This window comes from Rugamonas rubra, from assembly GCF_900114705.1.
GTDB lineage: Bacteria > Pseudomonadota > Gammaproteobacteria > Burkholderiales > Burkholderiaceae_D > Rugamonas > Rugamonas rubra.
In genome coordinates, this window is the sequence record NZ_FOTW01000011.1 from 178313 (window position 1) to 191446 (window position 13134).

Sequence of the window (13134 nt, forward strand, 5' to 3'; positions counted from 1 at the left end):
CGCGTTGAATACACCACCCTAGTTTATAATTTGAAAAGATCGTTGGCCGGAAATTCCGCGCCATCCCGGGTGCAAGTTCGAACGGTTTTTTTATTGAAAGTTCGAGGTTAGGTGAAATGCGCACCAATGGCGTACAGTTTTCGATTGCGGCGCACGCCGCCTGGGCCCCTGGCTTGGCCACGGCGGCCGATTGGGCGGCGTGGGCGCGGGCGCCGTTCGACATCGTCGGCTCCGGCGAGCCGGGCGTCAAGCAGATGCCGGCCATGCTGCGCCGGCGCGCCGGCGCCTTCGGCAAGATGGCGCTGGAGGTGGCCTACCAGTGCCTGGACGGGCGCAGCGAGGTGCCGACCGTGTTCTGCTCGCGCCACGGCGAGGTGGTCCGCGCCGTCGAGCTGTTGAGCGAGCTGGCGCGCGGCGAGGCCTTGTCGCCGACCGGCTTCGGCATGGCGGTGCACAACGCCAGCGCCGGCCTGTTGACCATCGCCCGCGCCGAGCGCGCCAACCACATCGCCCTGGCGGCCGGCGCCGCCACCGTCGAGCACGCGGTGATCGACGCCTGCGGCCTGCTGGCCGACGGCGCGCCGATGGTGCTGATGGTGGCGTGCGACAGCGCGCTGCCGGAGTTGTTCGCCGGTTTCGCCGACTGCCACGAACAGCCGCACGCCTGGGCCTGGTTGATGGTGCCGGCGGCCGACGACGCCGTTTCGCTCAGCTGGAGCGGCGCCGCCGCCGAGGCCGCCGACGCCGACGCCGACGCCATGCCCGGCGCGCTGGCGGTGCTGCGCTTCCACTTGAGCGGCGCGCGCCAACTGGAGCGCCACGCCGAGCGGCGCCGCTGGCGCTGGAGCCGCGATGCTTGAGCGCCTGGCGGCGCAGGCGGGGTTGTACTGGCGGGTGCTGGCCACCGGCCTGTGTTTCGTCGTCTTCGGCGTCGGCGGCCTGGTGTTGCGGCTGTTGGTGTTCCCCCTGCTGAATTTGCTGGTGCGCCAGCCGCAGCGGCGCGTCGCCTGCGCGCGCGAGCTGATCCGCCGCGCCTTCCGCGCCTATGTCGACCTGATGCGTTTGCTCGGCGTGCTGCGCTACGAGCTGAACGGGATGGACAAGCTGGCGCGCGGCGGCCTGCTGATCCTGGCCAACCACCCGACGCTGATCGACACGGTGTTCCTGATGGCCTTCGTGAAGAACGCCGACTGCATCGTCAAGGACGCGCTGTGGAACAACCCGTTCACCGGCGGCCCGGTGCGGGCGGCCGGCTACATCAACAACGCCGGCGGCGCCGAGCTGGTCGACGACTGCATCGCCTCGCTCAGGCGCGGCAACAATTTGATCGTCTTCCCCGAGGGCACGCGCACCGGCGGCGACGGGCTGATCACGCTCAAGCGGGGCGCCGCCAACATCGCCGTGCGCGGCGCGCGCGACGTGACGCCGGTGCTGATCCGTTGCCAGCCGCTGACGCTGGGCAAGGGCGAGAAGTGGTGGCGCGTGCCGCCGCGCCGGGTGCGCTTCGTCATCGAGGTGCAGGACGACGTGGCGGTGGCCGGCTTCAGCGGCGACGACACCAGCGAGGTGATGGCGGCGCGCCGTTTGACCGAATTTTTACAGATTTATTTTACCGGGAAGTGCCAAGAACATGCTTGAGCTAGAAGTGAAGGAAATGATCATCGAGGTGCTGCAGCTGGAGGACATCACTGCCGCCGACATCGACGCCGAGGCGGCGCTGTTCGTCGAGGGGCTCGGCCTCGACTCGATCGACGCGCTGGAACTGGGCGTCGCGCTGCAGAAGAAATACGGCATCACGCTGTCGGCCGACTCGCAGGACACGCGGCGCCATTTCGCCTCGGTGAAGGCGCTGGCGGCGATGATCGCCAGCCACAGAACAAAATAAGGGAACCGCGAAATGATACAACTGAACGAGATGGGCCGCGACGAGCTCTACACCTGGATCGTCGACCTGCTGGCCGAGATGTTCGAGCTCGACAAGGCCGAACTGACGCCGCAATCGAACCTGTACGCCGACCTCGACATCGACAGCATCGACGCCGTCGACCTGGCCGTCAAGCTCAAGCAGCTGACCGGCAAGCGCCTGCAGCCGGAGGTGTTCAAGACCATCCGCACCATCAACGACGTGGTCGACGCGCTGGCCGGCGTGACGGAGCCGGCGGTATAAACAGCATGTTGTTGACCATCCTGACGGTGTTGATCACGCTGCTGTACCCGCTCGCCATCTGGCTCGGCAAGGGACAGGTCGAGCCGCGCTGGCTGGCCTGCCTGCTGCTGCTGGCGGCCGCCACGCGGCTGCCGGCGCTGCGCCTGAGCGGCGTGGCGCGCTGGTCGGTGGGCGGCGCGCTGCTGCTGGCCGGCTGCGCCGTGTGGAGCAACCTGCTGCTGCCGCTCAAGCTGTACCCGGTGCTGGTCAACGGCGCCCTGCTGGCCGGCTTCGGCTACAGCCTGGGCACGCCGCTGTCGGCGGTCGAGCGCATGGCGCGCCTGGGCGGCGAAGATTTTCCGCCGGCGGCGACGGCCTACATGCGCCGCGTCACCCAGGTCTGGTGCGGCTTCTTCGTCGTCAACGGCGCCATCGCCGGCGCCACCGCGCTGTGGGCCTCGGAGGCCGTCTGGTCCTTGTACACCGGGGTGGTCTCCTACAGCCTGATGGGCGCGCTGTTCGGCGTCGAATATCTGCTGCGCCTGCGCTTCAAACGGTTGCACCATGTCTGAGAACTTGTACCGGCTGGCCGCGCGGCAGGCCGCGCGCGGCGTCGACGCGCTGGTCGGCTGGCGCGCCGGCCGGCCGCTCGACAACGCCCACTTCATGGCGCGGGCGCGGGCCTGGCGCGCGCTGCTGCAAGGCCGCGCCGGGCGGAACTTCGCCCTGTACCTGGAGGACAGCGTCGAGTTCGGCGCCGCGTTGCTGGGCGCCTGGCAGGCCGGCAAAACCGTCTGGCTCAGCGCCGACACGCTGGAGGCCAGCTGCGCCGCGCTGCGCCGCCAGGTCGACGGCTTCCTCGGCGAGTTCCCGGCCGCGCTGGCGCCGCTGGCGCCGCTGCCTGAGTCCGCCGCCAACGGTGCCGGCGCCGATAATGCCGCCGCCGCCGCCGCCGCCGCCGCCGATGCAGGCCCCGGCCCCGGCACCGCCGCCGCCTCCGCCGACAACTTCTATGCCGGTGCCGACCGCCTCGACGAGCCCGCCGCCGCGCCGTGGCCGGCGCTGGCGGCCGACTTCCCGGCGCTGGTGGTGTTCACCTCCGGCAGCACCGGCGCCGCCCAGGCGATCCCCAAGAAACTGTCGCAACTGGCCAGCGAGGTGGCCACGCTGGAGACGCTGTTCGGCGCCGCCGCCGACGGCTCCGCCGTGCTGGCCACGGTGTCGCACCAACACATCTACGGCCTGCTGTTCAAGGTGTTGTGGCCGCTCAGCGTGGGCCGCCCCATCCACGCGCTCAGCCTGGCCTATCCCGAGCAGCTGGCCGTGGCGCTGGCGGCCGGCCCCTGCGTGCTGGTGGCCAGCCCGGCCCATTTGAAACGCCTGCCCGAGCAGCTCGACTGGAGCGGCGCCGCGCGCGCGCTGCGCGCCGTGTTCTCGTCCGGCGGCCCGCTGCCGCTGGAGACGGCGCAGGCCAGCGGCAGGCTGCTGGGCCGGGTGCCGGTCGAAGTCTACGGCAGCTCGGAGACGGGCGGCATCGCCTGGCGCCAGCGCCGCGCCGGCAGCGACGAGTCCTGGCTGGCCTTCCCCAGCGTGGCCTGGCGCCTGGCCGCCGGCGACAACCTGCTCGAGGTGCGCTCGGCCCACCTCGCCGACGACGACTGGCTGACGCTGGCCGACCGCGTCGCCAACGTCGACCACGCCGGGCAGAACCGCCTGCTGCTGCTGGGACGCAGCGACCGCATCGTCAAGATCGAGGAAAAGCGCGTCTCGCTCGACGCCATGGAGGCGGCGCTGGTCGCCACCGGCATGGCGCGCGAGGCGCGCGTGGTGCTGTGCGACCCGCTGGCGGGCGAGCGGCAGAAGCTGGCCGCCTTCGTCGTGCCGACGGCCGCCGGGCAGGCGCTGCTGGCCGGCGCCGGCAAGCAGGCCCTCAACACCAGGTTGCGCGCCGCGCTGGCCGGCGTGGTCGAGGCGGTGGCGCTGCCGCGCCGCTGGCGCTACCTGGACGCCATGCCGATCAACGCGCAGGGCAAGACCACGCTGGCGGCCCTGCTGGCGCTGCTCGACGAGGCGTCCGCGCCGGGCGCAGCCGCTGACGCCGCAGTCGCTGCTGTCGCCCCCCCTGCGCCGCGCCTGCCGCACCTGCGCGAGCTGGAACGCGACGTCGACTCGACGCCGCCGCGCGTGCTGTTGGCGCTGACCGCGCCGTCCAACCTGTTGTACTTCGCCGGCCACTTCGACCAGGCGCCCATTTTGCCCGGCGTGGTGCAGGTCGAATGGGCGATCCACTTCGGCCGCCGGTACTTCACCCTGCCGGTCCGCTTCAAGGGCATCAACGCGCTCAAGTTCCAGCACGTGATCCGGCCCGACCGCGAGGTGCAACTGGAGCTGGTGCACGACCGGCAGAAGAACTGCCTGCAGTTCCGCTACCTGTCGGACGAGGGCCAGCACGCCAGCGGCCGCGTCATGTTCGAAGCGGAGGAGGGCGGTGTTTAAACCCTGCATCGTGGTCCCCGTCTACAACCACGAACACGCCATCGGCGCCGTGCTCGACGGCCTGCTGCGCCACGACGTGCCCTGCATCCTGGTCGACGACGGCAGCTCGGCGCCCTGCGCGCAGGCGCTCGACGCGCTGGCGCTGGCCCACCCGGGCCGCGTCACGCTGGTGCGGCTGGAGCGCAACCAGGGCAAGGGCGTGGCGGTGCTGAGCGGCTTCCGCCAGGCCGCCGCGCTGGGCCACAGCCACGCCCTGCAAATCGACGCCGACGGCCAGCACGACACGGCCGACGTGCCGCGCTTCCTGGCCGCCGCCGCCGCCCGGCCGGCGGCGATCATCGCCGGCCATCCGGTCTACGACGAATCGGTGCCGAAGGCGCGCCTGTACGGCCGCTACGCCACCCACGTCTGGGTATGGATCAACACGCTGTCCTTCGACATCAAGGACTCGATGTGCGGCTTCCGCGTCTATCCGCTGGCGCCGGTCAACGCGCTGGCGGCGCGGCGCCGCATCGGCGCGCGCATGAACTTCGACACCGACATCCTGGTGCGCCTGTTCTGGCGCGGCCTGGAGGTGGTCAACCTGCCGACCCGGGTGTCCTACCCGAGCGACGGCGTGTCGCACTTCCGCCTGTGGCGCGACAACCTGCTGATCTCCTGGATGCACACCAAGCTGTTCTTCGGCATGCTGCCGCGCATCCCCTTCCTGTTGGCGCGCAAGTGGCGCCGTTCGGCCGCCGGGAGCGCCCGGTGACGGCGCGCGGCCAGCACTGGGCCTCGCTCAACGAGGTCAGCTTCGTCGCCGGCATGCGGCTGCTGTTCTGGATCTGCCGGGTGTTCGGCCGCTGGCCGTTCCGCGTCGTGCTGTATCCGGTGCTGGGCTGGTACCTGCTGAGCCAGCCACGGGCGCGGCGCGCCTCGGCCGAGTTCCTGGCGCGGGTGCGGCGCCACGCCGGCCGGCCGCTGCCCGGCGTGCTGCGCCACTTCGGCAGCTTCGGCGAGGGCATCCTCGACAAGATGCTGCTGTGGGGCGGCCTGTTCAAGCTCGACACGGTGCGCTTCTTCGGCGCCGAGTTGATCGACCAGGCGCTGGCGCAGGGCCGGGGCGGCCTGCTGATCTGCTCGCACCTGGGCAACCTGGAGCTGTGCCGCGTGCTGTCGCGCCAGCGCCACGACATCAAGCTGACCGTGCTGGTGCACACCCGCCACGCCCGCGCCTTCAACCAGATGCTCGGCCGCCTCAACCCGGCGAGCCAGCTCAACCTGCTGCAGGTGACCGAGATGACGCCTGCCACGGCGATGCTGCTGTCCGAGCGCGTGGCGCGCGGCGAGTTCGTCGTCATCGCCGGCGACCGCGTGCCGGTGTCGCCCAATCCGCGCGTCGCGCTGGCCGAGTTCATGGGCGCGCCGGCCGCCTTTCCGGTCGGCCCCTACGTGCTGGCCAGCGTGCTGCAATGCCCCGTCTACCTGCTGTTCTCGCTGCGCCTGGGCGCCGTCTCCGAGGTGCACATCGAGCCCTTCGCCGATGCCGTGCGCCTGCCGCGCCGGGAGCGCGATAGCATGTTGGCCGCGCTGGCGGCCGGCTACGCCAAGCGGCTCGAACACCACTGCCTGCGCGCGCCGCTGCAGTGGTTCAATTTCTACGATTTTTGGCACCTACCCGAATTGGATACCCCCGATGCGCCCCGCTGACCTGAAAACCACCCGGCGCGCCGTGCGCTTCGACCGCGAGCGCTTGTCCATCGAGGACATCGTCGCCATCGCCCACGGCGAGGCCGGCGCCACGCTGTCGGACGATCCCGCCTTCCGCGCCATGATCGCGCGCGGCGCCGATTTCCTCGACCGCCTGCTGCGCGAGGACGGCAACATCTACGGCGTCACCACCGGCTACGGCGACTCCTGCACCGTCAACGTGCCGGCCGAGCTGGTGGCCGAGCTGCCGCACCACCTGTACACCTACCACGGCTGCGGCCTGGGCGAATACTTCGATCCGGCGCAGACGCGCGCCATCCTGGCGGCCCGCCTGGCCTCGCTGAGCAAGGGCTACTCCGGCGTCAGCGTCGAGCTGCTGCTGCAGATCACCCGCCTGCTCGACGCCGGCCTGCTGCCGTTGATCCCGTCCGAGGGCTCGGTCGGCGCCAGCGGCGACCTGACCCCGCTGTCCTACCTGGCGGCGGTGCTGTGCGGCGAGCGCGAGGTGTGGCGCGACGGCGCGCAGGTGCCGGCCGCCGAGGCGCTGCGCGCGGCCGGCATCGCGCCGCTGCGCCTGCGGCCGAAGGAGGGCCTGGCGATCATGAACGGCACCGCCGTGATGACGGCGCTGGCCTGCCTGGCCTTCGACCGCGCCGAGTACCTGACGCGCCTGTGCACCCGCATCACGGCGATGGCCTCCTACACGCTGGACGGCAACGCCCACCACTTCGACGAAGTGCTGTTCGCCGCCAAGCCGCACGCCGGCATGCAGAACGTCGCCGCCTGGCTGCGCAGCGACCTGCCGACCGAGCAGTGGGAACGCAACGGCAAGCGCCTGCAGGACCGCTACTCGATCCGCTGCGCGCCGCACGTGATCGGCGTGCTGGCCGACGCCCTGCCGTTCTTCCGCAGCTCGATCGAGAACGAGCTCAACAGCGCCAACGACAATCCGCTGATCGACCCGGACGGCGAGCGCGTGCTGCACGGCGGCCACTTCTACGGCGGCCACATCGCCTTCGCCATGGACGGCATGAAGAACGCCGTGGCCAACCTGGCCGACCTGCTCGACCGCCAGATGGCCTTGATGGTCGACAGCCGCTACAACCACGGCCTGCCGGCCAACCTGTCCGGCGCCAGCGGCCCGCGCGCCGCCATCAACCACGGTCTGAAGGCGCTGCAGATCAGCGTCTCGGCCTGGACCGCCGAGGCCCTCAAGCTGACCATGCCGGCCTCGGTGTTCTCCCGTTCGACAGAATGCCACAACCAGGACAAGGTCAGCATGGGCACCATCGCCGCGCGCGACTGCCTGCGCGTGTTGCAGCTTACCGAGCAGGTGGTCGCCGCGCTGCTGATCACCGTGCGCCAGGGCGTCTGGCTGCGCCAGCAGGCCAACCCGGAGCTGCCGCCGCACGCCGCGATCACGCGCATGCTGGCCGAGCTGGGCGCCGACGTCGCCCCGGTGCAGGAGGACCGCCGCCTGGAGCCGGACCTGCGCCTGCTGATCGAACGCATCCGCGCCAAGGCATGGGAGCTGTATGTCTAGGCCGCCCAAGGACAGCCGCTGGTTCGCCGAGCTGGAGATGCAGGTGCAGTTCTTCGACCTCGACCCGATGGAGATCGTCTGGCACGGCCGCTACGTCAAATACCTCGAGGTGGTGCGCTGCGCGCTGCTCGACAAGATCGGCTACAACTACCCGGCGATGAAGGAGTCGGGCTACGCCTGGCCGGTGATCGACATGCACCTGCGCTACGTGAGCCCGGCCACCTTCGGCCAAAAGCTCAAGCTGCGCGCCGACATCGTCGAGTGGGAGAGCCGCTTGAAGATCGACTATCTGATCACCGACGCCGAGAGCGGCAAACGCCTCAACCGCGCCAGCACCACCCAGGTCGCCGTGCACATCGCCAGCAAGGAGATGTGCTTCGTGTCGCCGCCCGTACTATTTGAAAAATTGGGAATCGAAGCCGAATGAAGCCGAACGTAAAACGCATCGCACTGACCCTGCTGTTGGCGGCATCGTCCGCCATGGCCGCCGCGCCGTCGCCGGTGGCGAAGATCCAGGCCATGCTGGCCAAGCCCAAGCTGATGTGCGGCCGCTTCGACCAGAGCAAGCAGCTGGCCGGCATGAAGAAGCCGCTGGCCGCCAACGGCCGCTTCTGCGTGGTCAACGGCAAGGGCGTGCTGTGGCGCACCCTGCAGCCTTTCCCCAGCACGCTGCGGCTGACCCGCGACGAGATCGTCAACTACCAGGGCGACCGCGTCGCCATGCGGCTCGACGCCAAGACCGAGCCGACCGTGCGCATGATCAACAGCGTGCTGTTCTCGCTGCTGGCCGGCGACCTGGGCCAGCTCGAAACGCTGTTCGAGGTCGACGGCAGCGCCGAGGCGAACAGCTGGAACGTGGCGCTGAAGGCGCGCGAGCCGGCGCTGGCCAAGGCCGTCGGCGCCATCAAGCTGGAAGGCGGCGCCTACGTCAAGAGCATCGTCATGAGCGAGGCCAGCGGCGACCGCACCAGCATCGTGTTCTCGGCGATCCAGACCGGCGACGGCGCGATGACGGCGGAAGAGGCGGCCCTGTTTTGAAGCCCATGGCGCGCGCGAAAAGCCTGGCGCTGCTGTGGGCCGTCGTGGTCGGCCTGCTGCTGGGGCACAACGCCTATCTGTGGCTGGTCAAGCGCATCGTGCCCGACACCGACATCATGGCGCTGCTGCCGACGCAGGAGCGCGACCCGGTGCTGCAGCAGTCCTTCACCCACATGGTGGACGCGGCCCAGCAGCGCCTGGTGGTGCTGGTCGGCGCGGCCGACTGGAACGACGCCAAGCGCGCCGCCGACGCCTACAGCGCCGTGCTGGCCGCGCGTCCCGAGCTGTTCGAAGCGACAGCGGTCAACGAGCAGACCCAGGCCGACTGGCTGACGCTGTTCCAACAGCACCGCCTGGTCTTGTTGACGGCGCAGCAGGAGGGCCAGCTGCGCACGCAGCCGGCCGCCTTCTGGTTGCAGTCGGCGCTGAGCAAACTATATAGCCCGTTCGGCGGCCCCAAGCTGGGCGCCTGGCAGGACGATCCCTTCGGCCTGTTCTCCGGCTGGGTGCAGGAGCGCGCGCTGGAGACGCCGGTGCGCCCGCGCGATGGCCACCTGTTCGTCGCCGACGACAAGGCGCAGTACGTGCTGCTGCCGCTGACCCTGAAGGTGCCTGCGCTGTCGATGACGGCGCAGGAAACCGTGCTGCCGCTGCTGGCCCGGGCCGGCGCCGCCGCGCGCCAGGCCGCGCCGGCGGCGCAGCTGATCCAGGCCGGCGTGATCCTGCACGCGGCCAACGCCAGCGGCCAGGCCAGCGGCGAAATGTCGACCATCGGCATCGGCTCGCTGACCGGCATCGTCCTGCTGATGTGGTTCGCCTTCCACTCCTTCAAGCCGATCGGGTTGATCCTGCTGTCGATCTTCATCGGCTGCCTTGGTTCCCTGTCGCTGTGCTGGCTGCTGTTCGAGCGCATCCATTTGATGACGCTGGTGTTCGGCGCCAGCCTGATCGGCGTGGCGCAGGACTACGGCATCTACTTCCTCAGCAACCGCCTCGGCGCCGACGACAAGCTCGACTCGCCGGCCCTGCTCAAGCGCCTGCTGCCCGGCCTCAGCCTGACGCTGCTGGCCGCCGTGATCGGCTACATGGGCCTGGCGCTGACGCCGTTCCCCGGCCTGCGCCAGATGGCCGTGTTCTCCGCGCTGGGCCTGGTGTTCGCCTGGCTGACGGTGGTGTTCTGGTTCCCCGTGCTGATCGGCCCGCGCGCGCTGAAGAGCGGCCCGCTGGTGCGCCGCTACGGCGCCGCGCTGGCGCGCTGGCCGCTGCTGCGCCTGAACCGCGCCACGCTGGTGGCCGCCGCGCTGTTCGCGCTGGCCGCCGGCGTCGGCATCGGCCGGCTCGGCGCCAACGACGACATCCGCCTGCTGCAGAATCCGTCCAAGCACCTGATCGCCGACCAGATCAAACTGAGCAAGCTGCTCGACGCGCCCACGCCGGTGCAGTATTTCCTGGTGCGCGGCGCCAGCGCCGAGCTGGTGCTGCAACGCGAGGAGGCGCTCAAGCTGCGCCTCGACCCGCTGATCGCCGGACGCGGCATCTCCGGCTACCAGGCCATGTCGAACTGGGTGCCGTCGGCGCGGACCCAGGCGGCGCGGCTGGCGCTGCTCGAGGCCAAGCTGCTGCAGGACGGCGGCCCGTTGGCCGACCTGGCCGGGCAGACCGGCGCCGGCGCCGACTGGATCGACGCCACCCGCGCCGGCCTGCGCGCCGCCGGCACGCCACTGACCCTGGACGACTTCCTGCGCACCCCGGCCAGCGAGCCGTGGCGCCACCTGTGGCTGGGCCACACCGGCGGCGGCTACGCCAGCATCGTCGCGCTGCGCGGCCTGGACGGCAAGCGCGCGGCGCAGGTTAGCCAGGCCGGCGCCGGCATCGACGGCGTGCAGTGGGTCGACAAGGTGGCCGAGATTTCCTCCGTGCTGGGCCGCTACCGCCAGTACATGGGCTGGGTGGTGCTGGGCGCCTACGCCGTGGTGTTCGCGCTGCTGCTGCCGCGCTACCGCCGGCGCACCTGGCGCGTGCTGGCGCCGACCGCGCTGGCCAGCGTCGCCACGCTGGCGCTGCTCGGCTTCGCCGGGCAGAACCTGCAGCTGTTCCACGTGCTGGCGCTGATGCTGCTGCTCGGCGTCGGCGTCGACTACGGCATCTTCATGCAAGAACATCCCGACCGCCGCGACCACACGCCCTGGCTGGCGGTGGGCATGTCGGCGGCGAACACGATCCTGTCCTTCGGCCTGCTCGGCCTGAGCAAGACCCCGGCGCTGCAGGCCTTCGGCCTGACCATGCTGCTGGGCACCGCGCTGGTCTGGCTGGTCGTCCCCTGTTTCGCCTCCTCCTCATCCTCATCCGAAAGCCGTCATGACTGAAGCCCCGAACCCGCCTGTGCCACAACAGGTGGAAATCCTCATCATCGGCGCCGGTCCGGCCGGCGCGGTCGCCGCCGCGCTGCTGCGCCAGCAGGGCCGCCAAGTGCTGGTGCTCGAGCGCGAGCTGTTCCCGCGCTTCTCGATCGGCGAGAGCCTGCTGCCGCAAAGCATGGCCTATTTGGAGCAGGCCGGCATGCTGCAGGCGGTGGTGCAGGCCGGCTTCCAGTTCAAGAACGGCGCCGCCTTCATGCGCGACGGCTGCTACACCGACTTCGATTTCCGCGACAAGCACTCGGCCGGCTGGGGCACCACCTACCAGGTGCAGCGCGCCGACTTCGACCAGGTGCTGGCCAAGGAGGCCGAGCGCTTCGGCGCCGAGGTGCGCTACCGCCACGAGGTGCTCGCCGTCGAGCTGGCGCGGCCGCAGGGCGGCTCGCGGGTCACCGTCAGGGACGCCGACGGCGCCAGCTACCAGGTCGACGCCGGCTTCATCCTCGACGCCAGCGGCTTCGGCCGCGTCCTGCCACGCCTGCTCAAGCTGGAGACGCCGTCCAACTTCCCGGTGCGCGGCGCCATCTTCACCCACGTCGAGGACGGCATCCGTGGCGCCGGCTTCGACCGCAACAAGATCCGCGTCACCGTCCACCCCAAGCATTGCGACGTCTGGTTCTGGACCATCCCCTTCGCCGGCGGCCGCTGCTCGCTCGGCGTGGTGGCCGAGACCAGCTTCCTCGAGCAGTACCCGGGCACGCCGACCGAGCGCCTGCAGGCCATCGTCGGCGAGGAACCCTCGCTGCTGGCGCTGCTGGCCGAGGCCAAGTGGGACACGCCGGCGCGCCAGATCGTCGGCTATTCGGCCAACGTGGAAAAACTGTGGGGGCCGGGCTACGCGCTGCTGGGCAACGCCGGCGAGTTCCTCGACCCGGTGTTCTCCTCCGGCGTGACGATCGCCTTCAAGTCGGCCAGCCTGGCCGCCGCCGCGCTGCAGCGCCAGTTCGCCGGCGAGACGGTGGACTGGCAGGCCGACTTCGGCGCGCCGCTGCGCAAGGGCGTCGACACCTTCCGCACCTTCGTCGAGTCCTGGTACGCCGGCGGCTTCCAGCGCATCATCTTCCATCCGAACCAGCAGCCCGAGGTCAAGCGCATGATCTCGGCGATCCTGGCCGGCTACGCCTGGGACCAGAGCAATCCCTTCGTCAAAGAGACGCCGCGCCGCCTGGCCGCGCTGGAGGCGCTGTGCACGCCGGCCTGAGCAAGCTGAAGAAGGCACCGCGCGGCGCGGCGGCTGCGGCGCTGGCCGCGCCGATGCGCCTGGCCGCGCCGGCCGCGCTGGCCTTGCTGCTGGCGCTGGCCGGCTGCGCCAGCGCGCCGCCGCAGGCCCGGCTGGGCCTGAAGCTGGCGCCGGCCGCGCTGGGCGCCGCCATCAGCGTCGAGCAGCACTTGAAGGTCGAGCGCAACGGCCGCATCGACGAGCTCGACGTCGCCCTGCAGGTCGAGCCGGAGGCGCTCGACATGGTCGGCCTGGCCTTCGGCCAGCGCGTGCTGACGTTGCACTACGACGGCAAGGAGCTGAGCTCCTGGCGCCATGTGATGCTGCCGTCGCAGGTGCGCGCCGAGGACGTGCTGGAGGACGTGCAGCTGGCGCTGTGGCCGGCCGAGGCCATCGCCGCCGCGCTGCCGGCCGGCTGGCGCGTCGCCGAGCAGGGCGCGCGCCGCACCTTGTACCTGGACGGGCAGCCGATCATGTTGATCGACTATAGCGGCCAACCGCGCTGGAGCGGCACCGTGGTACTGGAAAACCTGCGTTATCATTACCGGCTGACGATCCAGTTCGCGCCGACTACCGATTGAGG

The 13134-nt window shown here is 70.6% G+C and carries 14 protein-coding genes; all 14 read left to right on the forward strand.

The genetic code is table 11. From position 1 onward, the window contains the following. Positions 1-116 precede the first annotated feature (116 nt). Genes BM252_RS12815 through BM252_RS12880 form a run of 14 tightly spaced genes read left to right on the forward strand, consistent with a single transcriptional unit; the run spans position 117 to position 13132 of the window. Complete coding sequence (locus tag BM252_RS12815; protein WP_093387938.1) at positions 117-860, forward strand: beta-ketoacyl synthase chain length factor; 744 nt, start codon at positions 117-119, stop codon at positions 858-860. Beyond that, on the forward strand, positions 853-1638 hold the full coding sequence (locus tag BM252_RS12820) for a lysophospholipid acyltransferase family protein (RefSeq protein ID WP_093387939.1): 786 nt from the start codon (positions 853-855) through the stop codon (positions 1636-1638). Before BM252_RS12815 ends, BM252_RS12820 begins: the two co-directional genes overlap by 8 nt. Next, complete coding sequence (locus tag BM252_RS12825; RefSeq protein ID WP_093387941.1) at positions 1631-1885, forward strand: phosphopantetheine-binding protein; 255 nt, start codon at positions 1631-1633, stop codon at positions 1883-1885. The genes BM252_RS12820 and BM252_RS12825 overlap by 8 nt, the downstream gene beginning before the upstream one ends. 12 nt (positions 1886-1897) lie before the next feature. Continuing rightward, entirely contained in the window at positions 1898-2167 is a 270-nt protein-coding gene (locus BM252_RS12830) for an acyl carrier protein (RefSeq protein ID WP_245774232.1), read from the forward strand. A 5-nt stretch (positions 2168-2172) separates the two neighbouring features. Further along, positions 2173-2718, forward strand: coding sequence for a COG4648 family protein (locus tag BM252_RS12835; protein ID WP_093387942.1), 546 nt, complete (start codon positions 2173-2175; stop codon positions 2716-2718). Next, entirely contained in the window at positions 2711-4642 is a 1932-nt protein-coding gene (locus BM252_RS12840; protein ID WP_093387944.1) for an ApeI family dehydratase, read from the forward strand. The genes BM252_RS12835 and BM252_RS12840 overlap by 8 nt, the downstream gene beginning before the upstream one ends. Next, positions 4635-5396 carry a glycosyltransferase family 2 protein gene (locus BM252_RS12845; RefSeq protein WP_093387945.1) on the forward strand — a complete coding sequence of 254 codons (762 nt, stop codon included), beginning with the start codon at positions 4635-4637 and terminating at the stop codon, positions 5394-5396. The genes BM252_RS12840 and BM252_RS12845 overlap by 8 nt, the downstream gene beginning before the upstream one ends. After that, positions 5393-6334 (forward strand): lysophospholipid acyltransferase family protein, encoded by a 942-nt coding sequence (locus BM252_RS12850; protein WP_245774233.1) that lies wholly within the window; start codon positions 5393-5395, stop codon positions 6332-6334. The genes BM252_RS12845 and BM252_RS12850 overlap by 4 nt, the downstream gene beginning before the upstream one ends. Continuing rightward, positions 6321-7877 (forward strand): HAL/PAL/TAL family ammonia-lyase, encoded by a 1557-nt coding sequence (locus BM252_RS12855; protein WP_093387947.1) that lies wholly within the window; start codon positions 6321-6323, stop codon positions 7875-7877. Before BM252_RS12850 ends, BM252_RS12855 begins: the two co-directional genes overlap by 14 nt. Next, positions 7870-8304 carry an acyl-CoA thioesterase gene (locus BM252_RS12860; protein WP_093387949.1) on the forward strand — a complete coding sequence of 145 codons (435 nt, stop codon included), beginning with the start codon at positions 7870-7872 and terminating at the stop codon, positions 8302-8304. Before BM252_RS12855 ends, BM252_RS12860 begins: the two co-directional genes overlap by 8 nt. Positions 8305-8357: 53 nt before the next feature. Next, positions 8358-8915 carry an outer membrane lipoprotein carrier protein LolA gene (locus BM252_RS12865; protein WP_425442312.1) on the forward strand — a complete coding sequence of 186 codons (558 nt, stop codon included), beginning with the start codon at positions 8358-8360 and terminating at the stop codon, positions 8913-8915. A 5-nt stretch (positions 8916-8920) separates the two neighbouring features. Further along, positions 8921-11281, forward strand: a complete 2361-nt coding sequence (locus BM252_RS12870) for an MMPL family transporter (protein ID WP_093387953.1) — start codon at positions 8921-8923, stop codon at positions 11279-11281. After that, positions 11274-12533, forward strand: coding sequence for an NAD(P)/FAD-dependent oxidoreductase (locus BM252_RS12875; protein ID WP_093387954.1), 1260 nt, complete (start codon positions 11274-11276; stop codon positions 12531-12533). Before BM252_RS12870 ends, BM252_RS12875 begins: the two co-directional genes overlap by 8 nt. Positions 12534-12586: 53 nt before the next feature. Then, entirely contained in the window at positions 12587-13132 is a 546-nt protein-coding gene (locus BM252_RS12880; RefSeq protein ID WP_093388114.1) for a DUF3261 domain-containing protein, read from the forward strand. The last annotated feature ends 2 nt before the right edge of the window (positions 13133-13134 follow it).